The following is a 24,214-nucleotide window of genomic DNA, read 5'->3' on the forward strand; positions in this document are numbered from 1 at the left end:
TCAGCTCTTGGCTGCGGCGGCCTTGGGCTTGGTGGCCTTGGCGGCTGCCGGGGCGGGTACCGACTTGGCGGGGTCGTCGGCCGCCGCGGTGGTGACCGCCGCGTCGGCGCCCGGCTCGGCGGCGGGCTCCTCCGGCCGGACGCCCACGCCCAGCTTCTCCTTGATCTTCTTCTCGATCTCGTTGGCCAGGTCGGGGTTGTCCTTGAGGAAGTTGCGCGCGTTCTCCTTGCCCTGGCCGAGCTGGTCGCCCTCGTACGTGTACCAGGCGCCGGCCTTGCGCACGAAGCCGTGCTCCACGCCCATGTCGATCAGACCGCCCTCGCGGCTGATGCCCTGGCCGTAGAGGATGTCGAACTCGGCCTGCTTGAAGGGCGGCGCGACCTTGTTCTTGACGACCTTGCAGCGCGTGCGGTTGCCGACCGCTTCCGTGCCGTCCTTCAGGGTCTCGATGCGGCGGATGTCGATACGCACCGAGGCGTAGAACTTCAGCGCCCGGCCACCGGTCGTGGTCTCCGGGGAGCCGAACATCACGCCGATCTTCTCGCGGAGCTGGTTGATGAAGATCGCGGTGGTCTTGGACTGGTTGAGCGCGCTGGTGATCTTCCGCAGCGCCTGGCTCATCAGGCGGGCCTGCAGACCCACGTGGCTGTCGCCCATCTCGCCCTCGATCTCCGCGCGCGGGACGAGCGCGGCGACGGAGTCGATGACGATGAGGTCCAGGGCACCGGAGCGGACCAGCATGTCCACGATCTCCAGGGCCTGCTCGCCGTTGTCCGGCTGGGACAGGATCAGGTTGTCGATGTCGACGCCGAGCTTGCGCGCGTACTCGGGGTCGAGGGCGTGCTCGGCGTCCACGAAGGCGACCTGGCCGCCGGCCTTCTGTGCGTTCGCCACGGCGTGCAGGGTCAGGGTCGTCTTACCGGAGGACTCCGGTCCGTAGATCTCCACGACACGGCCGCGCGGCAGGCCACCGACGCCGAGGGCGACGTCGAGGGCGGTCGACCCGGTCGGGATGACCTCGATGGGCTCCTTCGACCGCTCGCCCATGCGCATGACCGCGCCCTTGCCGAATTGCCGTTCAATCTGCGCGAGCGCGGCGTCGAGCGCCTTCTCGCGGTCGGTTCCTGCCATGGGTTCCACCCGGTTTGCTTGAGTCGATCGCTTCACGTCAAAGACGCTAACGCCTGCCACTGACAATGCGCCCCGACGCAGGCCCAGCCTGTGGATAACCGAGGGACATCTACCCGCGAATCGGGACGAAATCCCCAACCGAAAGCCTCGCCTGAGCCTCCATGAGAATGGATGTTCGATTTTTGTGTCAAGCCGCGCCACACGGCACCGGCCGGGGCTCCCCCGGGGCGGGCCACGGCCCCGGTGGGGCAGGGGCCAGGGCTTCCGTAGGGTGAGCGGAGATGAACGACGACGACCGGACGCGGGCCCTGTTCCACGCGCTGGACAGGCTGCCCGGACCGCGCCACCTGGAGCACCCCGACGGCTTCGACCACGCCGGGGCCCGGCTCCGGGCGGCGAGGCTGCGGGACCGGCTCGTCCAGGACTTCGGCCGGCCCTGCCGGCTCGACGAGGGCTTCCAGGACGCGAGCTTCTCCTTCTCCGTGGACGTCCCGGCCGAGGCGACCGGGGCCGGAGTGCTATTCGCCGTGCGGCTGAGCAACTACGGCGATCTGGCGGTGGTCACCACGCCGGCGCCCGGCGGCCACGACGACCTGGACGACGCCGTACGCGACGGAGCGCTGTCCGAGGCGGACCGCGACCGGATCACGGCCGCCCTGTCCGACCTGGGCTACCGGCTGGTTCCCCCACGGCTGCTCCACCGGCCGTACGACGGTGTGACCTGGCTCGCCGACGAGGACCACGCCACCTGGTGGACCCGGTTCTTCGACTACCTGTGACGCGGGCCGGCCTGCTCCCGGTGACGTACCGCGGGTGTCTCCGGCCGGACGACGACCGCGCGGACCGCGCCCGGAAACCTTGGCCCATGAAGAATCCGCGTGCCGCCGTCGACCGCCTCTGTCACACGACGGGGCTGCTTCTCGTCCTGTCCGGCCTCGTCCACCTGGTGGTGTTCGCGGTCGACGGAGGCCCCTGGGACGGTCCCGTCTCCTGGCGCAAGCCCGTCACGTTCGGGCTCTCGTTCGGAGTGACGCTGATCGCGGTCACGTGGGTCACGTCGTACCTGCGGACCGGTGACCGGCTGCGCTCGGTCCTGCTGCTGGTCTTCGCCGCCGACTGCGTGGTGGAGGTGGGCGGCATCACCCTCCAGGCGTGGCGCCGGGTGCCCTCGCACCTGAACAGGGAGACGCCCTTCGACACGGTGGTGTCCATGACGCTCGCGGTGGGCGGCGGTGTCCTGGTGGTCCTGCTCACCGTCTTCGCCGTCGCGTCCTTCCGGCACCGGCCGGCGGGCCCCGCCGGCATGCCGCTCGCCGTGCGTTCCGGTTTCGCGCTCCTGCTGATCGCGCTGGCCTCCGGTGCGGCGATGATCGCGCGCGGGGTCGTCCTGACGCGGACCGGCCACCAGGAGGCGGCCTATCACTCGACGGCCCCGCTCAAGCCGCTGCACGGTGTGAGCCTCCACGCGGTCCTCGTCCTGCCCCTGCTGGCCCGGCTGCTGTCCCGTACGCCGTGGAGCGAGCGGACGCGCCGGCGGATCGTGGCCGTGGCGGCGGGCTGCTACACGGCGGCCGTCGCCGTGGCCGCCGTGTGGGCGGTCCTCACATACTGAGGCGGCGCGGTCGCGCGCGGGCAGGCTACGGCCGCTGTTCCCCGCCGGAGCGGCGGCCGGCCCAGAGTCGGCGTACGCGCGTGAGCACTCCGGGGCCGCCCCGGCCACTGCCGCGACGCCCGTGCACCCGGGGGTCGTCCGTGACGGCGTACCGCTTCACGTACGCCCCCAGGAACGCCTGGAGCGTGGCCACCGCCGGGATGGCGATCAGCGCACCGACCGCGCCCAGCAGCGCGGTGCCCGCGACGACCGAGCCGAAGGCGACCGCCGGATGGATGTCGACCGTCTTGGCGGTCAGCTTGGGCTGGAGCATGTAGTTCTCGAACTGCTGGTAGATCACGACGAAGATCAGCACCCAGAGCGCGTACCAGGGGTTGACGGTGAACGCGATCAGCATCGGCAGCGCACCCGCGAGGTACGTGCCGATGGTGGGGATGAACTGCGAGACCAGGCCCACCCAGACGCCGAGCACGGGCGCGTACGGCACGCCGAGGGCCTCGAGCAGGATGTAGTGGGCGATGCCGGAGATGAGCGCCATGAGGCCGCGCGAGTACAGATAGCCGCCCGTCTTGTCGACGGCGATCTCCCAGGCGCGCAGCACCTCGGCCTGGCGTGCGGGCGGCAGGACGGAGCACAGGGCGCGACGCAGCCGGGGGCCGTCGGCGGCGAAGTAGAAGGAGAACAGCGCGATCGTCAGCAGCTGGAAGAGCCCGCCGAGCACCTGGGCGGAGATGTCCAGGACTCCGGCCGCGCTGTTCTGCACGTACTTGCGCAGCCAGTCGGAGTGGAGCAGCCCCTCCTGGATGTCCACCCGTCTGAGGTCCGTGTGGAAGGTCTGGTTGATCCAGTGGATGAGCGAGTCGAGGTACCCCGGGAAGCCCTCGATCATCTTGATGATCTGACCGGCCAGCATGGACCCGAGCAACGTGACGAACCCGGCGGCGATGATCGTCAACCCGAGGAAGACCAGGAAGGTGGCGAGCCCTCTGCGCATGCCACGGGCCGCCATCCGGCTCACCGCGGGCTCGATCGCGAGGGCCAGGAAGAACGCGATCAATATGTTGATCAAGAGTCCGGTCAGCTGGTGGAAGGCCCAACTGCCCAGCTGGAACGCGGCGATCAGCGCGAGCGCGAGCACCATGGCGCGCGGCAGCCAGCGCGGCATCCGGCCGCCCGGAGCGACGGCGCCGGAGACCGGAGGCCGGCCGGGCGGGGTCGTAGCGGCCGGTGCTGCCTGCCCGGGGGACGGCTCGCCGTCCTCGGGAGTGGATGCCAGGGGGTGCTCGTTGGGTGCCACGCGCCCAGTCTCGCCCACGCCACCGACAACCGGAGCCCCGTGGCGATCTTCGTGACAGATCAGTGCCGTACTGTCGACTTCTTCACCGGCAAACCCGGCATTTCGGCCGACGTGTCAGCGCTTCTCGCCCGGCACGTCCATCACCGCGCAGACCACCCGCCACACGTCCTTGGCCTCCCAGCCGGCGTCCAGCGCCTGGTTCACCGTGCGTCCGCCCAGTTCCGACATGACGTGATCGCGCGCGAAGGTGTCGGCGTACCCCGGACCGAAGTGTTCCGCCATCCGCTGCCAGAAGACCGTCAACCGCATGACTCCAGTATCCCGCCCCTGGGGGTGGGCCCTGCCCGGGAGCGCCTGCCGAGACCGCTTTCCGTCCTACGGTCTGACGCATGGCCGAAACAGGAGCTTCCCCACTCCCCTCCACGCCCCCGGCGCGCTCCCCGCTCTTCCGCGCCGAACAGTTCGTGTGGCTCACCGCGCGCGTGCTGGAGCAGCACCTCTTCGCGTACCACTTCCTGCGCGGCAGCCCGGAGGCGGTGGAAACGGCACTGGACGCCTACCGCAACGAGGACGGCGGCTACGGGCACGCGCTGGAGCCCGATCTGCGCGGACCGGTCAGCCAGCCCCTGCACACCGCGCACGCCCTGCGCGTGCTGGACGCCATCGGACGCTGCGGCGGCCAGCGGGTGGAGCGCGTGTGCCGCTATCTGACCTCCGTCTCCACCCCGGACGGCGCCCTGCCGGCGATCCACCCCAGCCAGCGCGGCTATCCCGCGGCGCCGTTCGTCCCGGTCGTCGACGACCCGCCCAGCGACCTGCTGGCCACCGGGCCGGTGGTCGGGCTGCTGCACCGCAACGAGGTGTGGCACGCCTGGCTGTTCCGGGCCACCGACTTCTGCTGGCAGGCGGTGGAGTCCCTGGAGAAGTCCCACCCCTATGAGGTGCAGGCCGCCGTGACCTTCCTGGACTCCGCTCCCGACCGCCCGCGCGCGGAGGCCGCCGCCGACCGGCTGGGCCGCCTGGTACGGGAGCAGCGGCTCGCTGTGCTGGACCCCGACCGGCTCGACGCGTTCCCGGTCGCGTCCGGCTATGCCCCGGGCGAGCACCACTTCCCGCACGACTTCGCCCCGCGCCCGGACTCGCTCGCGCGCGCGTGGTTCACGGACGAGGAGATGACGCGCTCGCTGGACCACCTGGCCGCCGGGCAGGACGAGGACGGCGGCTGGCCGGTCCGGTGGCGCCGGTGGGCCCCGGCGCCCGCTCTGGAGGCGCGCTCCCTGGTGACGATCGAAGCCTTGTGCACCCTGCGGGCCTACGGCCGCTTCGTGGGCTGAGCGGACCCCGCCCGCGAGCCGGGTCCGCCCGTCGGCGGACGGGCCCGGCCCGCTCGGCCACCGACGGCCGCCTCACGCGCCGGCCGCCCGCTGACCCGCCGACGGCCCGCCTCACCCGCCGACGGCCCGTATGCCCGCCGTCACCACCACGGCCGCCGCGACGACCAGCAGGAACGGCGCGCGCAGCACCAGTGCCACGGCCGCCGCGGCGAGCCCGGCGGTCCGGGCGTCCAGCACCAGCGCGTGCCCGTCGGCGAACGTCTGCTGGGCCGTCAGCGCGGCGAGCAGGGCGACCGGCAGCAGGGCGGCGAGCCGTCGCACATACGGCCGCTCGACGGCGTGCGCCGGGACCAGCAGGCCGGCGAGCTTGACGGCGTAGCAGCCGAGGGCGGTCACGCCGATCGCGATCCAGGTGATCACCGGTTCTCCTCCGAGCCGTCCAGACCGTCCTGTCGGACACGCCCCGCGCGCCGGCCCTCCGCGAAGAGCGCCAGCGGGGCCGCCAGTGCCGCCACCAGCACCGGCACGCCGGCCGGCAGGACGGGCAGCAGACCGAGGCCCAGCAGGACGGCGAGGCCCGCGACCGCGCGCTCGGTGGCCGTCTTCAGCATCGGGGCGAGCAGCGCCAGGAACACGGCCGGCCCCGCCGCGTCCAGGCCCCACGCGCGCGTGTCGCCGATAGCCCGGGCACCCAGCGCGCCGAGCAGCGTGGTGAGGTTCCACAGCACGTACAGGCTGAGCCCGGTGACGGTGAAGCCGAGCCGCGCGGCCCGCCGGGTCGGCTGGGCCAGGGTCACCGCGGTGGTCTCGTCGATCACCCACTGCGCGGCGAACGGCCGTAGCGCGCGCGGGAGGGCGAGAAGCTGGGACAGCCGCAGCCCGTAGAAGGCGTTGCGCACGCCCAGGAAGAAGGCGCCTGCGGCGGCCGTGAACGGGTTGCCGCCGGCGGCGAGCGCGCCGACCAGGGCGAACTGGGAGGCGCCGGTGAACACCAGGAGGCTGAGCGCGCAGGTCTGGAGCAGCCCGAGTCCGCTGCCGGCCGAGGTCACTCCGAAGGCGAATCCGGACAGGCCCACGGCGACGCCGACCCCGAGGGCGTCCCGTACGACGGCCGCGTCCGGCTTGTCCGCGCCGTCGGCGGTCAGGTCCGTGAGTGCTGTGTGCTGTGCCACGCCTCGGACGGTACGGGCGGCCGCCGGCCCGCGTCTTGTACGTTCTTGCGCTCTCCCAGCCCGGTGCGCTCCCCCGGATCGGCGCGCTCGTCCAAGCCCGCACGCTCGCGCTGGTAGGCGCCCGGGGGCACGCCGACGATCCGGGCGAAGTGCCGGTTGAGGTGCGGCTGGTCGGTGAAGCCGACGGCGACGGCCGCCTCGGCGGGGGCCGTCCCCGCGTCCAGCAGCCGCCGTGCGTGGCGCACGCGGGTGTCGGTCAGCCAGGTGTGCGGCGGCATGCCGTAGGCCTCGCGGAACGCCCGCAGCAGGGCGAACGGGCTGGTCCCGAGGCCGGCGGCCAGCTGTTGAAGAGTCGGCGGCGCGGCCATCCGCTCCTCCAGCACCGCACGCGCGCGTGCGGCGATCCGCGCGCCGGCCGTCCGGGGCCGGCGCTGGGGCAGGGGGCCGCCGTTCAGCCGCAGCAGCCTGGTCACGGCGACCCGCAGGAGCGTGTCGGCGGCCAGCGCGTTGCCCTCGTCTGCGGCGCGCAGCACCTGGTGCACCAGGCGGACGGTGTAGGGGTCGTCCACGACGGGGCTGACGAAGCCCGGCGTGCCCCGGAGGGTGGTGGTCTCGGCGGCGATCGCGGCGACCACGTCCGGCGACGGGTACAGGGCGCCGTACCGCCAGCCCTCGGGGACCCCTGCCCGGCCGGTGTGCGGCGTGTCCGGATTGACGAGGGCGAGCGCTCCCGCACCGGCCGAGACGTCGGAGCCGCGGTGGTGGAAGACCTCGACACCGTCGGCGATGGCCGCGATCACGAAGTTCTCGTGGGTGTGCCGGATGAAGGTCTTGCGGATATACCGGGCCCTCAGCAGGTCGACCCCGGGCAGCTCCGCGTACCGCCAGTGCCGTGCCCGCTCCCCTGAACCCGCCATGGGCCCATTGTCCGCCCGGCCCACCATCGCGCCGCCCCCCCCCCCGGTCCCGGCCCGGCCCGGCTCCGCACGGTCGGACCCGGCTCCACCGACCGCATGCCCAGCCCGGCCCCGCACGGCTGGATCGGCCGCAGTCACCACCGAACACCGCCCCCGCCGCATCCCGCCCGGTCCCCAACGCCCACAGCCCCCTCGCGGCCCGCGCAGCCGGCCCACACCCCTCGGCACTCCACGTCACAACCCCCGTACTCGCCCCGTTTGCCCAGGTCAGGGCGATTGTCAGTGGGTGGGTGCAGGATGGACGCATGGTCAGCTCCGCACACCGAGCCCTCGACGGCTTCTCCCCCGCGACCCGCGGCTGGTTCACGGGGGCCTTCTCCGCGCCCACCGCGGCCCAGGCGGGCGCGTGGCAGGCCATCCGGGAGGGCTCGGACGTGCTGGTGGTCGCCCCGACCGGCTCCGGCAAGACGCTGGCCGCGTTCCTCGCCGCCCTGGACCAACTGGCCTCGACCCCGCCCCCGGCCGATCCGAAGAAGCGCTGCCGGGTGCTGTACGTGTCCCCGCTGAAGGCCCTGGCGGTCGACGTCGAGCGCAATCTGCGCAGCCCGCTGACCGGTATCCGCCAGGAGTCCGTGCGGCTGGGCCTGCCCGAGCCCGAGGTCAGGGTCGGCATCCGCTCCGGCGACACCCCGGCCGCCGAGCGCCGCGCCCTGACCACACGCCCGCCGGACATCCTGATCACCACCCCCGAGTCACTGTTCCTGATGCTGACGTCGGCCACGCGCGACGCGCTCACGGGTGTGGAGACGGTGATCCTGGACGAGGTGCACGCGGTCGCGGGCACCAAGCGCGGCGCGCACCTCGCGCTGTCCCTGGAGCGGCTGGACGAGCTGCTGCCCAACCCCGCCCGCCGGATCGGCCTGTCGGCGACCGTGCGCCCGGTGGACGAGGTGGCCCGGTATCTGTCCCCCCGCCGCAAGGTGGAGATCGTCCAGCCCGAGTCCGGCAAGGAGTTCGACCTCTCCGTGGTCGTGCCGGTAGAGGACATGGGAGAGCTGGCGGGCGCCCCGGCCGCCGACGCCTCCGAGGGCGGCGAGCGGCCGTCGATCTGGCCGCACGTGGAGGAGCGGATCGCCGACCTGGTGCAGGCTCACCGGTCCACGATCGTCTTCGCCAACTCCCGCCGTCTGGCGGAGCGGCTGTGCAACCGGCTCAACGAGATCGCGTACGAGCGGGCCACCGGCGAGACCCTGGACGAGCACCACTCCCCCGCCCAGCTGATGGGCGGCTCCGGCGCGGCCCAGGGCGCGCCGCCGGTGATCGCCCGCGCGCACCACGGCTCGGTCTCCAAGGAGCAGCGTGCCCTCGTCGAGGAGGACCTCAAGGCCGGGCGGCTGCCCGCGGTGGTGGCCACCTCCAGCCTCGAACTCGGCATCGACATGGGAGCCGTGGACCTGGTGGTGCAGGTCGAGTCCCCGCCGTCGGTCGCCTCCGGTCTCCAGCGGGTCGGCCGCGCGGGACACCAGGTCGGCGCCGTCTCCACCGGTGTCGTCTTCCCGAAGTACCGGGGCGACCTCGTCCAGGCCGCCGTGGTCACCGAGCGGATGCGCACGGGCGCGATCGAGTCGCTGAAGGTGCCCGCGAACCCGCTGGACGTGCTCGCGCAGCAGCTGGTCGCCATGACGGCACTGGACACCTGGCAGTTCGACGACCTGCTCGCAATGGTCCGCCGGGCGGCCCCGTTCGCCTCGCTGCCCGAGTCGGCGTTCACGGCCACGCTGGACATGCTGGCGGGCCGCTATCCGTCGGACGCGTTCGCGGAACTGCGCCCGCGCGTGGTGTGGGACCGCGTCACCGGCGAGATCACCGGCCGCCCGGGCGCCCAGCGCCTCGCCGTCACCTCCGGCGGCACGATCCCGGACCGTGGCCTGTTCGGCGTCTTCCTCGCCGGTTCCGACCCCAAGAAGGGCGGCGGCCGGGTCGGCGAGCTGGACGAGGAGATGGTGTACGAGTCGCGGGTGGGGGACGTCTTCACGCTGGGCACCAGTTCCTGGCGGATCGAGGACATCACGCGCGACCGTGTCCTCGTCTCGCCCGCGCCGGGCGTGCCCGGCCGGCTGCCCTTCTGGAAGGGCGACCAGCTGGGCCGGCCGCTGGAGCTGGGCCGCGCGGTGGGCGCGTTCCTGCGCGAGGTCGGCTCGCTGCCCAAGGACGACGCCCGGCTGCGGCTGCTGGCGGCGGGCCTGGACGCGTGGGCGGCGGACAACGTGCTGTCGTACCTGGACGAGCAGCGTGAGGCCTGCGGCCACGTCCCGGACGACCGCACGATCGTCGTGGAGCGGTTCCGCGACGAGCTGGGCGACTGGCGGGTCGTCGTGCACTCGCCGTTCGGTGCCCAGGTCCACGCCCCCTGGGCTCTCGCCCTGGGGGCCCGCCTGTCCGAGCGTTACGGCATGGACGCACAGGTCATGCACGCCGACGACGGCATCGTGCTGCGCCTGCCCGACGCCGACCTGATGGGCCTGGACCTGCTCGACCGGGAGCCCGTGAAGGCCGGTACCGAGTACGACAGCGAGCAGGCCCCGGTCGGCGCGGCCGACGTCGCCTTCGACAAGGGCGAGGTCGACCAGATCGTCACCGACCAGGTCGGCGGCTCGGCGCTGTTCGCCTCCCGGTTCCGGGAGTGCGCCGCCCGCGCGCTGCTGCTGCCGCGCCGCAATCCCGGCAAGCGCACCCCGCTGTGGCAGCAGCGCCAGCGGGCGGCGCAGCTGCTCCAGGTGGCGAGCGAGTTCGGCTCGTTCCCGATCGTCCTGGAGGCGGTCCGCGAATGCCTCCAGGACGTCTTCGACGTCCCCGGGCTGGTCGAGCTGATGGGCGACATCGAGTCCCGCAAGGTGCGCCTGGTCGAGGTGACCACCCCGGAACCGTCCCCGTTCGCCCGCTCCCTGCTCTTCGGGTACGTCGCCCAGTTCCTGTACGAGGGCGACTCCCCGCTGGCCGAGCGGCGCGCCGCCGCGCTGTCGCTGGACTCTCGGCTGCTGGCCGAGCTGCTGGGCCAGGCGGAGCTGCGCGAACTGCTCGACGCTGAGGTGCTGACCGAGCTGGAGCGCGAGCTGCAGTGGCTCACCGATGACCGCCGGGTCAAGGACGTGGAGGGCGTCGCCGACGTGCTCCGGCTGCTCGGCCCGCTGACCGACGCGGAGCTGGTCGCGCGGGGTGCGGACCCGCAGTGGGCGCGGGAGCTGGCCGGGGCCCGCCGGGCGATCAAGGTGCGGATCGCGGGCACCGACCACTGGGCGGCCGTGGAGGACGCGGGCCGGTTGCGCGACGCGCTCGGCACGGCGCTGCCGGTCGGTGTCCCCGAGGCGTTCACCGAGCCGGTCAAGGACCCGCTGGGCGACCTCCTCGCGCGGTACGCCCGCACCCACGGCCCGTTCACCTCGGCCACCGCGGCGGCCCGGTTCGGCCTGGGCGTGGCGGTCACCGAGGGCGCGCTGCAGCGGCTGGCCGCGTCCGGCCGGACCGTGCAGGGCGAGTTCCACCCGGCGGGCATCGGCCAGGAGTGGTGCGACGCGGCCGTGCTGCGCCGGCTGCGCCGCCGTTCCCTTGCGGCCCTGCGGCACGAGCTGGAGCCCGTGCCGCCCGCCGCGCTCGCCCAGTTCCTGCCGCAGTGGCAGCACATCGGCAAGGGCCACGGTCTGCGGGGCATCGACGGACTGGTGCGGGCCGTCGAGCAGTTGCAGGGTGCCTCCGTGCCGGCCTCCGCGCTGGAGAAGCTGGTCCTGCCCTCGCGCGTGGCGAACTACACGCCCGCGATGCTGGACGAGCTGACCGCCGCGGGCGAGGTGGTGTGGGCCGGAGCGGGCGCCCTGCCCGGCAAGGACGGCTGGGTCTCCCTCTATCTGGCGGACGCGGCCCCGCTGCTGCTCCCGGCACCGCACCCGTTGGAGCTGACCGCGCTCCACCAGTCGGTCCTCGACGCCCTCTCCGGTGGCTACGGCCTGTTCTTCCGGCAGATCGCCGACCAGGTCCGCGCCACGACGCACCCCGACGTCACCGACCCGCAACTGGCCGACGCGCTCTGGGACCTGGCCTGGTCGGGCCGGCTGACCAACGACACCCTGGCGCCGATGCGGTCCCTGCTGGGCTCGGGTCGTACGGCGGGCTCCACCGCCCATCGCGCCAAGCGCGCCGTCCCGCGCGGGCGCTACGGCTCCCTGACGGCCGCCGCGCGCACCGCCTCCCGCACCGGCCCGCCGACCGTCGCCGGCCGCTGGTCACTGCTGCCCGCGGCCGAGCCGGACGCCACGGTGCGCGCGCACGCGCTGGCCCGCACGCTCCTGGACCGGCACGGCGTGGTCACCCGGGGCGCGGTCGCCGCGGAGGGTGTCGAGGGCGGCTTCTCGGCGGTGTACCGGGTGCTGTCGGTCTTCGAGGAGAGCGGTCAGGCCCGGCGCGGTTACGTGGTCGAGGGACTGGGCGCGGCCCAGTTCGCCATGGACGGCGCGGTGGACCGCCTCCGCGCGGTGGCGAACGCCCGCGAGCGAGCGGAGGGCCTGCCGGCCCCGGCCCGCCCGCAGGGCTTCGCCGTCCCCGGTGGTGCGAACGGCATCGGGGCCCGGGACGCCGTGAACGGCTTCACCGAACCGGACTTCCCGAACCCGTTCGACGGGCCCGACGGTCCCGGTAGCCCCACCGGCATCCCGCACGGCCATACATCCCCCGACGCCTTCGAGAGAGCCGAGAGCGGTTTCGGCCACCCCGGCCTGGACGGCGACTTCACCTGGCCGCCGGAGGACCCCTCCGGCGGCGACGGCGACGCCACGGCAGCCCGCGACTTCGCCGACCCGTTCGCCTCGCCCGGCTACGGCGGCCCCCGCGGCGGCGGCCCCACCCACTACGGCTCGACCGCCTACGGCGCGGCTCCGTACCGCGGCTACGGCAACGGTCGGTCCGGCACCGCCGCGCCCGACGCCCGCGCCGTGGTACTCGCCGCGGCCGACCCCGCGAACGCCTACGGCTCCGCACTGCCCTGGCCGGAACCGCCGACCGGCGCCGGGCACAAGCCGGGCCGTAAGGCGGGCTCGCTGGTCGTCCTGGTGGAGGGCGAGCTGACGCTGTACATGGAGCGCGGCGGCAAGACGCTGCTGGCCTGGCCGACCGCCCCGGACACGGCCGCGGCGGACGACCCCCGGCTGCGTACGGCCGCCGAGGCGCTGGCGGCGGCAGCCCGCGCGGGCTCGCTCGGCACGGTCACGGTCGAGCGGATCAACGGCACCCAGGCCCTGACCTCCCCCATAGGCACCCTCCTGGAGGCGGCGGGATTCGTGGCGACACCGCGCGGCCTGCGCCTGAGAGCGTGAGGCACAGTACGCCGGGCAGCGCGCCGACGCGGGGCCGGCCCGCTGCCCCTCCCGACAGGGTGACCGGCACGGACCGGCCTCCAGGTCCCGCTCGCGGCGTGACCGTCCCGGCACCGCTGCCCCGCCGGCCCCGACACAGGACGGGCACGGGCGGCTGTACCGGGTGGATGGGGCGGCGGCGTCCCGCGGTAAGCGCGCCGGGGGTCGCGCGGTGACGCGGCGGGTGTCAGCGGCCGTACCCGGCGGACCGGGTCACGGCAATCGCGCTCGTCATGCCGGCAGGCGGGACCCGGGGTCGTCCGGTGCCGTTCATACTGTCGGGCGGGACCTGGGGGGCCGCCCCCCAACGCCGGCCGGCGCCACCCCCACCACGCGATTCCGCGCCCGGCCCCGGCACAGCCGCCGCCTCACACTCCGCCCCTCCCACCCCCGCCGCTCCACCCCCTCACCCCCTCACCCCACCATGGCACCCTTGACCCATGCCCGAAGGTGACACGGTCTGGCAGGCTGCGCGGCGGCTGCATGAGGCCCTCGCGGGCAAGGCGCTGACCCGCAGCGACTTCCGCGTGCCGAAGTACGCGACGGTCGACCTGACCGGTCGCAGGGTGCTGAACACGATCCCGCGCGGCAAGCACCTGCTCACCCGGTTCGAGGGCGGCCTCACCCTGCACACCCACCTGCGCATGGAGGGCACGTGGAAGGTGTACGGCACGGGCGAGCGCTGGCGGGGCGGACCGGCGTACCAGATCCGGGCCGTTCTCGGCACCGCCGACCGTACGGCCGTCGGCTACCGGCTGCAGGTCCTGGAGCTGCTGCGCACGACCGAGGAGGAGCGGGTCGTCGGCCACCTCGGCCCCGACCTGCTCGGCCCGGACTGGGACCCCGAGCGCGCCCTGGCCAACGTCCTCGCGGACCCGGCCCGCGAGCTAGGCGAGGCCCTGCTGGACCAGCGCAATCTGGCCGGCATCGGCAACGTCTACAAGAGCGAGCTCTGTTTCCTCCTCGGCGTGACCCCCTGGCTGCCGGCCGGGGCGCTCCCCGCGGACCGCGCCGAGCGGCTGCCCGGTCTGGCCAAGCGGCTGCTGGAGACCAACCGCGACCGCCCGGTCCGGCAGACGACCGGCCTGCACCGGCACGACCTGTTCGTCTACGGCCGCGCACCCCGCCCGTGCCTGCGCTGCCACACCCCCGTGCGGGTGGCCGACCAGGGCGACGGCACCCAGGAACGCCCCACCTACTGGTGCCCCACCTGCCAGTCCGGCCCCGCCCCCGCACCCGGCACGCCCCAACGCTGGCGCGACAAGTACCCGCGCCGCACCAGCTGACCCAGCACCCCCTATCCGGCACCCCGGCACCCCGGCACCCCGGCGCCAACAATTGACGAACCGTCAGAAACCCTCGTACCGTCCCCCCATGGCCCTCACCGCGTACGACCTCAGCGGACGCACCGCCTTCGTCACCGGAGCCGCCGGTGGCATCGGGCGGGCCTCCGCCGTACTGCTGGCCGAGGCGGGTGCGACGGTGCACTGTGCCGACCGGGACGCCGACGGCCTGGACGGCACGGCCGCGCTGATCGAGGACCGCGGCGGCAAGGCCCGTATCCACGTCCTCGACGTCACCGACGGGGCTCGGCTGGGCGAGGCGGTCCGGTCCTGCGGCCGGCTGGACGTGCTGGCGGCGATCGCCGGAATCATGCACAGCAGCCCGGTTCTGGAGACCCGCGACGAGGATCTCGACCGGGTGCTGGACGTCAACTTCAAAGGTGTGCTGCACGCCTGCCAGGAGGCGGCCCGGCTGATGCTCGCCCACCGGACCCGCGGCAGCATCGTCACCATGGCCTCCGGCGCGGTGGACACGGGTGGCGCCGGGCTGCTCTGCTACGGCGCGGCGAAGGCGGCCGTGGTGCAGCTGACCAAGACGCTGGCCACCGAGGTCGGCCCGCACGGCATCCGGGTCAACGCCGTCGCGCCGGGCTGGATCCGCACTCCCATGACCGACCGGCACGACCGAGAGGCACAGGCGCACACGGAGGCCGTGATGACCCGGATGACCCCGCTGGGCCGGGTCGGCGAACCGGACGACGTCGCGCACGCGGTGCTGTATCTGGCGTCGGACGCGTCGGCGTTCATGACGGGTCAGATACTTCGCCCGAACGGGGGCGTGGCGATGCCTTGGTGACGTCCCCTGCCCGCCAGGCGGCCACCCAGCGCCCCGGGTGTACGGCGCCGGTCGCGCGCCCCTTGGGCACACAGTGCACGGGCAGCAGGCTCAGCCCCCAGCCACCGGCGGCGACGGCCCCTTCCAGCACGCCCGAGCCCTCCCCCACGGCGAGCCGCAGCACGGCCCACCACCACACCGCTCCCAGGCCGAGCGCCAGTCCCCAGCGCACTGTCCGTCCCGCCATGCCCGCCATCACCTCCAGCCGGACGCTAGACCGCCGCCCCGACCGCGCGGGAGGCGCACCGAGGGCTCACTGATGCAGCGCCGGGCGGCAAGCAGCCCGTCCGGTGTTCACAGCGGCCTTCCCGCGCAGGGCACCGACCCCGGCCGCACCGCTTACGCGTTCTCCGCCTGGAACATCCAGTGATGCTTCTCCAGGTCCGCGGTGATCCCGATGAACATGTCCTGGGACACCGGGTCGGGCTTCCCGGTCGCCTCCACCCGCTCCCGCATACGGATGATCACCGTGCCCAGCGCCTCCACCATCGCCCCGACCGCGTCCGTGTCCTTGATCCACCCGGCCGGGGTGGTCTTGATGCCGCTGCCGGAGGCCACCGTGCCGGCGCGTGCGTCGGGCGGTACGCCCAGCGCCGAGGCCCGCTCGGCCACCGTGTCCATATGGGTGCGGGCGGAGTCGACCACCTCGTCCAGCTGGAGGTGGACGGAGCGGAAGCGCGGGCCGACGACGTTCCAGTGGATCTGCTTGGCCACCAGGGAGAGGTCCACCAGATCGACGAGGGCGCCCTGGAGCGCCTCGGACACGGTCTTCAGGTCTCCGTCGGCCAACGGGCTCTTCACGACGTACATCCGCTTCCTCCGGTGTTCAGGCGCCGTCACGTCCCTCCCACGATGACCGCACCCCACGACACCGGCAAACGGGCGCACACCGGGCGAAGAGCGGCAAAAAGCCCCGGCCGGCTCCCCAGGTCTCCCTGGAGAAGCCGACCGGGGCTCAAGCCGTATCGATCGCTTCATCCGTATCCGGATCGCTTCACCCGTCCCAGGCCGCTTCACCGGTAGCGGATCGTCACGCGTCTCGGATCGTCAGACCGCGTACGCGAACCTCACGCGGCGACGACGTCCACCGCTTCCGCGGGCGCCTTGATGGTCACCCGTTCCGGTGGCACACCGGTCACCGACACGGAACCCAGCATCGGCCGGACCGGCGTGGGCACGGGCTCGGTGGCCCTGGCGGACTGGGCAAGTTCGGCGAGCGCCAGTTCGTCGCTCACCTCTCGCATGAGTTCCGACATCCGTACGTCCAGCGCGTCGCAGATGGCGGCGAGCAGTTCGGAGGAAGCCTCCTTCTGCCCCCGCTCCACCTCGGAGAGATAGCCGAGTGAGACTCGGGCGGACGAGGAGACTTCGCGCAGAGTACGGCCCTGGCGTTGGCGCTGCCGACGCAGCACGTCACCCAGCAGGCGACGGAGCAGAATCATCGGTGGCTCCCTCCTCGGACCGCGTAGCCGCATCCTTCTCGCCCCACCGTACCGCCTTGCGCCGCGGCCGTGCGGGGAGCGATGTCGTGTTCACTCAGGGCTGCAAACATCAAAACCCCCCGTTCCGTTCCGTATCCTGTGCCCGCTCATTCCCAGTCTGTTCGCCCGCAAGCTGCTCCAGAAGCGCTGCGAGTACGCTCCGTACACTCTCCATACGAATTTCCGCACGGCTGCCGTTCAACCGCAGAGCCTCGACTTTTCCGCCACCGGCAGAACCGGACCGGACGGTGAGGGGTCCGTCGACGGCCACGAAGACCGTCCCTACGGGCTTGCCGTCCTGCGGATCGGGGCCGGCGACCCCGGTGGTCGCGATGCCCCAGTCGGCGCCCAGAGCCTTACGGACTCCGGCTGCCATCTGGCCCGCGACCTGCGGATCCACCGCTCCGCGCTGGGCCAGCAGGGTGGCGTCGACGCCCAGCAGCTCATGCTTCAGTTCGGTGGCGTAGGCGGTGATCGAGCCCCGGAACACCCGGGACGCGCCGGGTACCCCGGTGATCTCCGCCGCTACCAGGCCACCGGTCAACGACTCCGCGACGGCAAGGGTCTCGCCCCTCACGGTCAGTAGTCGCACCAGTTCGATGGCCCGGGAACTCACGCTTCCTTCTCCTCCAACGCTGCCGCGCGCTCGGCGATTCCCCGCCGGCGCAGCACAATGGCTTGTCTTACGTAGTCGAGGCCCGTGACGACGGTGAGGACGACCGCCACGGCCATCACCCAGAAGCGCAGGGTGGCGAGCCACCCGGTCAGGGCCAGGACGTACATCCCGACGGCCACGCCCTGGGTGAGCGTCTTCAGCTTGCCGCCCCGGCTGGCGGGGATCACACCGTAGCGAATGACCAGAAAACGCAGCAGGGTGATGCCGAGTTCCCGGCCGAGGATCACGGCCGTCACCCACCACGGCAGATCGCCGAGGGCGGACAGACAGATGAGCGCCGCACCCATGATCGCCTTGTCGGCGATGGGGTCGGCGATCTTCCCGAAGTCGGTGACCAGGTTGTAGGTGCGCGCCAGATGCCCGTCGAACAGGTCGGTGATCATGGCGATGGCGAAGGCCGCCCAGGCCAGGGAGCGCCAGGCCGGGTCATAGCCGCCGCCGGCCAGCATCAGTGCCACGAAGCCCGGCACCAGGACCAGCCGGAGCATCGTCAGCAGATTGGCGACGTTCCAGACGCTCGCCTGGTTGACGGCCGCGGCCGCGATCTTCCCGCCACGCGGGGACTTGCCGCCCTCGGGAGCCGTGGCCGCACCCGAATCTGAACCGGAGACCTCGGACGGGGTTCCGCCGTCGGCAGCGGCGGCGGAGCCCCGGGGGCCCTGCGCACCGGAGGAGCCGCCCGCGGCGGATGCCGGGACTCCGGTCATCTGCCCGCCTCCTCACTACACGCGAGCGAGCCGGTCAGCGGCTCGGCCACCAGGTCGACACCCTCGGTACCGACCACCTTCGCCTCGACCATACGTCCGGCGCTCAGACCCGCGCCGCTCGTGAGGAGCACCTGGCCGTCAATCTCCGGCGCCTGGTGCGCGCCGCGGCCGTAGACCCCCTCCTCCTCGTCCACGGACTCCACCAGGACCTGGACGGTCTCGCCGACGCGCTCCTCGGCACGCTGCGAGACGAGTTCCTCGGCGAGCCGGGAGATGTGGGCCAGGCGCTCGGCGACCACGTCCTCGTCCAGCTTGTTGTCGTACGTCGCCGCTTCCGTGCCCTCCTCGTCCGAGTAGCCGAAGACGCCGATGGCGTCCAGCCGGGCGCCGTTCAGGAAGCGCTCCAGTTCGGCCAGGTCGGACTCGGTCTCACCGGGGAAGCCGACGATGAAGTTGGAGCGCACACCGGCCTCGGGGGCCTTGCTCCGGATGGTGTCGAGCAGTTCCAGGAAGCGGTCGGTGTCGCCGAAGCGGCGCATGGCGCGCAGCACGTCGGGCGCGGAGTGCTGGAAGGACAGGTCGAAGTACGGGGCGACCTTCGGGGTGGAGGTCAGCACGTCGATGAGTCCAGGGCGCATCTCGGCCGGCTGGAGGTAGCTCACCCGCACCCGCTCGATGCCGTCGACCTCGGCCAGCTCCGGCAGCAGGGACTCCAGCAGGCGGATGTCGCCGAGGTCCTTGCCGTAGGAGGTGTTGTTCTCGGAGACCAGCATGATCTCCTTCACACCCTGCTCGGCCAGCCAGCGGGTCTCGTTCAGGACGTCGCTGGGGCGGCGGGAGATGAAGGAGCCGCGGAAGGAGGGGATGGCGCAGAAGGAGCAGCGCCGGTCGCAGCCCGAGGCGAGCTTGACCGAGGCGACCGGGGAGCCGTCCAGACGGCGGCGCAGCGGCGCACGGGGGCCCGAGGCGGGCGCGACGCCCTCCGGGAGGTCGGCCGGGCCGTGCCCGGGCAGCGCGACGGACGCTGCCGACTCCTGGCGCTCGGCGGGGCTGATCGGCAGCAGCTTGCGCCGGTCGCGCGGGGTGTGGGCGGCGTGGACGCCGCCGGACAGGATGGTCTGCAGGCGGTCCGAGATGTTCGTGTAGTCGTCGAAGCCGAGGACGCCGTCGGCCTCGGGCAGCGCCTCGGCCAGTTCCTTGCCGTACCGCTCGGCCATGCAGCCCACCGCCACGACGGCCTGGGTTCTGCCGTGGCCCTTGAGGTCATTGGCCTCCAGCAGCGCGTCGACGGAGTCCTTCTTGGCGGCCTCCACGAAGCCACAGGTGTTGACCACGGCGACGTCGGCGTCCGCGGCGTCCTCGACGAGCTGCCAGCCGTCCGCCTCCAAACGGCCTGCGAGCTCCTCGGAATCCACCTCGTTACGGGCGCAGCCGAGAGTGACGAGTGCGACGGTGCGGCGTTCAGGCATGGGCTCAAGACTACTTTGTCTCACTGACAGCCCACGTCGACGGGGTTGGCCGATTGTGGCCGACTCCGTCACACATCCGTCCCGCCGGGCCCGTCGTCAGCCCGCGACCGGGTCGCCCTTCGTGTAGGTGAGGCGCTCCACCGCGCCGGGCCGGAAGTTGTCCTCGATCTTCTTGCCGTTGACGTACAGCTCGATCGCGCCCGCGTCGCCGAGGATCAGGTTGATCTTGGAGCTGTCCTGGAAGGTCTTGGACTGGCCCTTCTTCAGCAGCCCGTCGAAGAGCATCCGGCCGTTGTGGTCCTTGGCCGAGATCCAGCTGCGTCCGTTGGGCGCGCTGACCTGGACGGTGACCTTGTCCTGGGGCGCGGCGGCGATGGCGCTGTCGGAGGGCTCGCCGGTCGGTGCGGCGGGCTTCTCCTTCTTCGGCGTGGGCGAGGCGGACTTGCCGGGGGTGGGCGTGAGGCCGTCGGCGACCTGCGACTTCGCGTCGCCGGAGTCTTCGCCGCCCTTGAACGCGGTGAACCCGACGAACCCGATCACGACGACGATCGCGGCGACCATCGCGGCGGTCCAGTTCGGGCCGCGCCGCTCGGGCCGGATCCGCTCCGCCTCGAACAGGGGTGCGGCGGGGGTGGGCGCCGGCCGGCCGCCGTGCTCGGCGTCGTACTGGGCGATCAGCGGCTCGGGATCGAGGTGGACGGCCCTGGCCAGCGTGCGGATGTGCCCACGGGCGTAGACATCGCCGCCACAGGGGGCGAAGTCGTCCGCCTCGATGGCGTGCACGATGGCGATACGGACACGAGTGGCACTGCTGACGTCGTCCACGGTGAGCCCGGCCGCGATCCGCGCCTGCTGCAGCGCGCGGCCCACGGAGGGTCGGGCCTCCTGGGACTGGTCTCGGAACGGACGCTCGTCTTCAGGGGAGTTGCCGATGGACACGGGGGCGCCTTTCGAGCGTGTAGCCACCTGTGCTGGAAGCTCAGTCTAGGGAGGGTACAAAAGGGTGGGACAACCAGACAGTAGGACATTTCTGCGCCATCGAATGGCCGGACAATCCGATGGTTTGACAGGCTGGTACCCCATGATGGGGCGCCTACCTGTCCTTTCGCTCAACTGGACGTACGACAAAGGGAAACGGTTGCCCGCCGGTCGCTAACGGGTGGGTCACGGCGGTCCCGCCACCCGGCGTAAACCGCGTCCGCCGAACGGCCCTTCGCGCCTCACCCTTCCGACTCCCCACGGATCATGGCGAGCACGCCGTCCAGCTCGTCGGGCTTCACCAGAACGTCACGCGCCTTGGAGCCCTCGCTCGGCCCCACGATGTTGCGGGACTCCATGAGGTCCATGAGCCGTCCGGCCTTGGCGAAGCCGACGCGCAGCTTGCGCTGGAGCATGGACGTCGAGCCGAACTGGGTGGAGACGACCAGCTCGGCCGCCTGGCACAGCAGGTCGAGGTCGTCGCCGATGTCCTCGTCGATCTCCTTCTTCTGCTTGCTGCCCACGGTGACGTCGTCCCGGAAGACCGGCGTCATCTGCTCCTTGCAGTGCCGGACGACGGCCGCGACCTCCTCCTCGGTCACGAACGCGCCCTGCATGCGGGTGGGCTTGTTCGCGCCCATCGGCAGGAACAGGCCGTCGCCCTTGCCGATCAGCTTCTCGGCGCCGGGCTGGTCGAGGATGACCCGGGAGTCGGCCAGCGAGGAGGTGGCGAAGGCCAGCCGGGAGGGGACGTTGGCCTTGATCAGACCGGTGACCACGTCGACCGACGGGCGCTGGGTGGCGAGCACCAGGTGGATGCCGGCCGCGCGCGCGAGCTGCGTGATGCGCACGATCGCGTCCTCGACGTCCCGCGGGGCGACCATCATGAGGTCGGCCAGCTCGTCGACGATCACCAGCAGATACGGGTACGGCTGCAGCTCGCGCTCGCTGCCCTCGGGCGGCTTGACCTTGCCCTCGCGCACCGCGCGGTTGAAGTCGTCGATGTGCCGGTAGCCGTAGGCGGCCAGGTCGTCGTACCTGAGGTCCATCTCGCGGACCACCCACTGCAGTGCCTCGGCGGCCCGCTTGGGGTTGGTGATGATCGGCGTGATCAGGTGCGGGATGCCCTCGTAGGCGGTCAGCTCGACGCGCTTGGGGTCGACCAGGATCATCCGGACGTCCTCCGGGGTCGCCCGCATCATGACCGAGGTGATCAGGCAGTTGATGCAGGACGACTTGCCGGAGCCGGTGGCGCCGGCGACCAGCATGTGCGGCATCTTCGCCAGCGAGTGCATGACGTACCCGCCCTCGACGTCCTTGCCGAAGGCGACCAGCATCGGGTCGTCGTCCTCCGCCGACTCCGCGAGACGCAGTACGTCGCCGAGGTTGACCATCTCCCGGTCGGTGTTCGGGATCTCGATGCCGACCGCGGACTTGCCGGGGATCGGGCTGATGATGCGCACGTCCGGGCTGGCCACCGCGTACGCGATGTTCTTGGTCAGCGCGGTGATCCGTTCGACCTTCACGGCGGGGCCGAGTTCGACCTCGTAGCGGGTGACCGTGGGGCCGCGGGTGAAGCCGGTGACGCGCGCGTCGACCTTGAACTCGGTGAAGACCTGGGTGAGCGAGGCGACGACGGCGTCGTTGGCCGCGCTGCGGGCCTTGCCGGGGCCGCCGCGCTGGAGCAGGTCCAGGGAGGGCAGCGCGTAGGTGATGTCGCCGGACAGCTGGAGCTGCTCCGCCCGCGCGGGCAGCTCGCGCGGCTCCTCGGGGGCCTTCTTGGTCAGGTCCGGGACGGAACCGGTCGTCAGCTTCTCCTGCTTGGGGCGGGCCGCCGGGACCGGCGCGGGAGCGGGAGCGGGTTCGGCGTCGGGCGCCGGCGCGGGCACCGGGGTGGTGTCCTCGCGCTCACCCGGGCTCACCCCCTGGGTGAGGTCGGCGACGAGCGGGGACGGCGGCATGCCGTGCAGGACGGCGCCGTCGAGGGCGGCGGCGGCCGCCGCCGCGACGTCCACGGCGTCCATCTGCCGCTGCAGGTCCGGCTGGGGCACCGCGGAGCGCCTGGGGCGCCCGCGGCGCTGCGAGAGGGCCTCCTCCTCGGCGCTGCCGGGGTCGTACGCCTGCGGGGCGGCGGAGCGTCTGCGGGGGCGCGCGGGCGTCGCCTCGCGCCACTGCTCGTCGTAGTACTCCTCCCCGAACTGGTCCTCCTCCGGGTCGCGCAGCACGCCCAGGTGCACGCCGAGCGTCCGCAGCCGCTGCGGGATGGCGTTGACCGGGGTGGCGGTCACCACGAGCAGTCCGAAGACGGTCAGCAGCACCAGCAGCGGTACGGCGAGCACCTCGGTCATGGTGTACGTCAGCGGGGTGGCCGCCGCCCAGCCGACGAGGCCGCCGGCATCCCTTATGCCCTGCATGCCGTCGCTGCGCGCGGGCGAGCCGCAGGCGATGTGGACCTGGCCGAGCACGCCGACGACGAGCGCGGACAGACCGATCACGATCCGTCCGTTGGCCTCCGGCTGTTCCGGGTGCCGGATGAACCGTACGGCGATCACCGCGAGCAGTATCGGCACCAGCAGGTCGAGCCGGCCGAAGGCGCCGGTGACCAGGATCTCGACCAGGTCGCCGACGGGGCCCCGCAGGTCCGCCCAGGTACCGGCGGCGACGATCAGGGCGATGCCGAGCAGCAGCAGCGCGACGCCGTCCTTGCGGTGGGCCGGGTCGAGGTTCTTCGCGCCCTGCCCTATGCCGCGGAAGACGGCGCCGACGGCGTGCGCCAGGCCGAGCCAGAGGGCGCGTACGAGCCGGTACAGGCCCCCGGTCGGGCTGGGCGCCGGCCTCGCGGGCGCGGCCTTCTTCGCCGGTGCCTTCTTGGCGGGTGCCTTCTTGGCCGGGGCTTTCTTCGGGGCGGCCTTCTTCGCCGGAGCCTTCGCGGGAGCCGCCGCCTTCTTGGCGGGCTGCTTCTTGGCTGCGGAGGGACGTGAGGCCATGCTGTGAGGTTACCGGGGGAGACGACAGCGGACACGTGTGCCCACAGCTTCACCCGTTCGTGTCGTGCCTGCCGGGGCCCGGAACTGACGCACACTCATCCACGACCGCAATCGCGGCGTACGTCAGTTCTGCCTGTACGTCAGTGCTGCCGGTACGTCAGTTCTGCGAGGGCACCGAGGCACCGGCGCCGCCCGCGCCCGGCTCCAGGGCGTCCAGCGCGCGGCGCAACCCGGTGAGTTTGCGCTCCAGGTGGGCCGCCGTGGCCACCGCTGCCGCGTCCGCGGAGTCGTCGTCCAGCTGCTTGGACAGCGCCTCCGCCTGCTCCTCGACGGCCGCGAGCCGCGCGGACAGCTCGGCGAGGAGCCCGGCCGGCTCCTTGCCGGCGGCTCCGCCCTTGCCGCCGCCCTCCAACTGGAGCCGCAGCAGCGCCGCCTGCTCCCGCAACTGGCAGTTCTTCATGTACAGCTCGACGAAGACCGAGACCTTCGCGCGCAGCACCCACGGGTCGAACGGCTTGCTGATGTAGTCCACCGCGCCCGCCGCGTACCCCCGGAAGGTGTGATGCGGGCCGTGGTTGATCGCCGTGAGGAAGATGATCGGGATGTCCCGGGTGCGCTCGCGCCGCTTGATGTGCGCGGCGGTCTCGAACCCGTCCATGCCCGGCATCTGGACGTCCAGCAGAATGACCGCGAAATCGTCCGTGAGCAGCGCTTTGAGCGCTTCCTCCCCGCTCGATGCCCGCACCAGTGTCTGATCGAGCGCAGAGAGGATGGCCTCCAGCGCCAGCAGATTCTCCGGCCGGTCATCGACCAGGAGGATCTTGGCCTTCTGCACCATGGCCCGCCCTCCTCGCCCCGGCGGTACACCGGGCG

The 24,214-nt window shown here is 72.6% G+C and carries 21 protein-coding genes; 6 read left to right on the top strand and 15 right to left on the bottom strand.

From position 1 onward, the window contains the following. The gene (gene recA / locus AB0L21_RS35645) at window positions 1-1,131 is read right to left on the bottom strand and encodes a recombinase RecA (RefSeq protein WP_103817554.1); all 1,131 of its coding nucleotides are present in this window, start codon (window positions 1,129-1,131) and stop codon (window positions 1-3) included. A gap of 281 nt (window positions 1,132-1,412) precedes the next feature. Between recA and AB0L21_RS35650 the strand changes: the two genes are divergently transcribed. Both AB0L21_RS35650 and AB0L21_RS35655 read left to right on the top strand, forming a co-directional pair. Further along, entirely contained in the window at window positions 1,413-1,910 is a 498-nt protein-coding gene (locus AB0L21_RS35650; protein ID WP_365709488.1) for a hypothetical protein, read from the top strand. An 86-nt stretch (window positions 1,911-1,996) separates the two neighbouring features. Further along, a complete protein-coding gene (locus tag AB0L21_RS35655) occupies window positions 1,997-2,743 on the top strand; it encodes a hypothetical protein (protein ID WP_365788332.1) in 747 nt (248 codons plus the stop codon). A gap of 25 nt (window positions 2,744-2,768) precedes the next feature. On the opposite strand, the gene AB0L21_RS35660 is transcribed toward AB0L21_RS35655, so the two are convergent. Then, window positions 2,769-4,019, bottom strand: coding sequence for an AI-2E family transporter (locus tag AB0L21_RS35660; protein ID WP_365788345.1), 1,251 nt, complete (start codon window positions 4,017-4,019; stop codon window positions 2,769-2,771). A 135-nt stretch (window positions 4,020-4,154) separates the two neighbouring features. After that, window positions 4,155-4,349 carry a DUF3046 domain-containing protein gene (locus AB0L21_RS35665; protein WP_103817556.1) on the bottom strand — a complete coding sequence of 65 codons (195 nt, stop codon included), beginning with the start codon at window positions 4,347-4,349 and terminating at the stop codon, window positions 4,155-4,157. Window positions 4,350-4,429: 80 nt separating this feature from the next. On the opposite strand from AB0L21_RS35665, the gene AB0L21_RS35670 reads away from it, so the two are divergent. Then, entirely contained in the window at window positions 4,430-5,374 is a 945-nt protein-coding gene (locus AB0L21_RS35670; protein WP_365788333.1) for a hypothetical protein, read from the top strand. Window positions 5,375-5,485: 111 nt separating this feature from the next. On the opposite strand, the gene AB0L21_RS35675 is transcribed toward AB0L21_RS35670, so the two are convergent. From AB0L21_RS35675 to AB0L21_RS35685, 3 genes are read right to left on the bottom strand one after another with little or no spacing between them, the layout of a single operon-like run. Continuing rightward, window positions 5,486-5,794 (bottom strand): AzlD domain-containing protein, encoded by a 309-nt coding sequence (locus tag AB0L21_RS35675; RefSeq protein WP_365709494.1) that lies wholly within the window; start codon window positions 5,792-5,794, stop codon window positions 5,486-5,488. After that, complete coding sequence (locus AB0L21_RS35680) at window positions 5,791-6,546, bottom strand: AzlC family ABC transporter permease (RefSeq protein WP_365788334.1); 756 nt, start codon at window positions 6,544-6,546, stop codon at window positions 5,791-5,793. Before AB0L21_RS35680 ends, AB0L21_RS35675 begins: the two co-directional genes overlap by 4 nt. Further along, window positions 6,516-7,463, bottom strand: coding sequence for an AraC family transcriptional regulator (locus AB0L21_RS35685; protein WP_365788335.1), 948 nt, complete (start codon window positions 7,461-7,463; stop codon window positions 6,516-6,518). Before AB0L21_RS35685 ends, AB0L21_RS35680 begins: the two co-directional genes overlap by 31 nt. Window positions 7,464-7,768: 305 nt before the next feature. On the opposite strand from AB0L21_RS35685, the gene AB0L21_RS35690 reads away from it, so the two are divergent. The 3 genes from AB0L21_RS35690 (at window position 7,769) to AB0L21_RS35700 (ending at window position 15,004) form a co-directional block, all read left to right on the top strand. Beyond that, window positions 7,769-12,826, top strand: coding sequence for an ATP-dependent helicase (locus tag AB0L21_RS35690; RefSeq protein ID WP_365788336.1), 5,058 nt, complete (start codon window positions 7,769-7,771; stop codon window positions 12,824-12,826). A 479-nt stretch (window positions 12,827-13,305) separates the two neighbouring features. Further along, window positions 13,306-14,151 (top strand): DNA-formamidopyrimidine glycosylase family protein, encoded by an 846-nt coding sequence (locus AB0L21_RS35695; RefSeq protein ID WP_365788337.1) that lies wholly within the window; start codon window positions 13,306-13,308, stop codon window positions 14,149-14,151. Window positions 14,152-14,239: 88 nt separating this feature from the next. Continuing rightward, the gene (locus AB0L21_RS35700) at window positions 14,240-15,004 is read left to right on the top strand and encodes an SDR family NAD(P)-dependent oxidoreductase (RefSeq protein ID WP_365709506.1); all 765 of its coding nucleotides are present in this window, start codon (window positions 14,240-14,242) and stop codon (window positions 15,002-15,004) included. Here AB0L21_RS35700 and AB0L21_RS35705 read toward each other — a convergent pair. From AB0L21_RS35705 to AB0L21_RS35745, 9 genes are all read right to left on the bottom strand, one after another. Then, the gene (locus AB0L21_RS35705; protein WP_365709508.1) at window positions 14,952-15,230 is read right to left on the bottom strand and encodes a hypothetical protein; all 279 of its coding nucleotides are present in this window, start codon (window positions 15,228-15,230) and stop codon (window positions 14,952-14,954) included. The genes AB0L21_RS35700 and AB0L21_RS35705 overlap by 53 nt on opposite strands. A gap of 152 nt (window positions 15,231-15,382) precedes the next feature. Continuing rightward, on the bottom strand, window positions 15,383-15,853 hold the full coding sequence (locus tag AB0L21_RS35710) for a DNA starvation/stationary phase protection protein (RefSeq protein ID WP_365788338.1): 471 nt from the start codon (window positions 15,851-15,853) through the stop codon (window positions 15,383-15,385). Between the two features lie 257 nt (window positions 15,854-16,110). Next, the gene (locus AB0L21_RS35715; protein ID WP_014675397.1) at window positions 16,111-16,485 is read right to left on the bottom strand and encodes a helix-turn-helix transcriptional regulator; all 375 of its coding nucleotides are present in this window, start codon (window positions 16,483-16,485) and stop codon (window positions 16,111-16,113) included. Between the two features lie 109 nt (window positions 16,486-16,594). After that, the gene (locus AB0L21_RS35720) at window positions 16,595-17,140 is read right to left on the bottom strand and encodes a CinA family protein (RefSeq protein ID WP_365788339.1); all 546 of its coding nucleotides are present in this window, start codon (window positions 17,138-17,140) and stop codon (window positions 16,595-16,597) included. Further along, a complete protein-coding gene (gene pgsA, locus AB0L21_RS35725) occupies window positions 17,137-17,907 on the bottom strand; it encodes a CDP-diacylglycerol--glycerol-3-phosphate 3-phosphatidyltransferase (protein ID WP_365788340.1) in 771 nt (256 codons plus the stop codon). The genes AB0L21_RS35720 and pgsA overlap by 4 nt, the downstream gene beginning before the upstream one ends. After that, entirely contained in the window at window positions 17,904-19,376 is a 1,473-nt protein-coding gene (gene rimO / locus AB0L21_RS35730) for a 30S ribosomal protein S12 methylthiotransferase RimO (RefSeq protein WP_365788341.1), read from the bottom strand. The genes pgsA and rimO overlap by 4 nt, the downstream gene beginning before the upstream one ends. Before the next feature lie 96 nt (window positions 19,377-19,472). Next, window positions 19,473-20,315 (bottom strand): RodZ domain-containing protein, encoded by an 843-nt coding sequence (locus tag AB0L21_RS35735; protein WP_365788342.1) that lies wholly within the window; start codon window positions 20,313-20,315, stop codon window positions 19,473-19,475. A gap of 281 nt (window positions 20,316-20,596) precedes the next feature. Continuing rightward, window positions 20,597-23,341, bottom strand: a complete 2,745-nt coding sequence (locus AB0L21_RS35740) for a DNA translocase FtsK (RefSeq protein WP_365709521.1) — start codon at window positions 23,339-23,341, stop codon at window positions 20,597-20,599. 157 nt (window positions 23,342-23,498) lie between these two features. Further along, complete coding sequence (locus AB0L21_RS35745; protein WP_132792470.1) at window positions 23,499-24,179, bottom strand: response regulator; 681 nt, start codon at window positions 24,177-24,179, stop codon at window positions 23,499-23,501. Window positions 24,180-24,214 lie beyond the last annotated feature (35 nt).

The organism is Streptomyces sp. NPDC052721 (genome assembly GCF_040678315.1).
Lineage (GTDB): Bacteria > Actinomycetota > Actinomycetes > Streptomycetales > Streptomycetaceae > Streptomyces.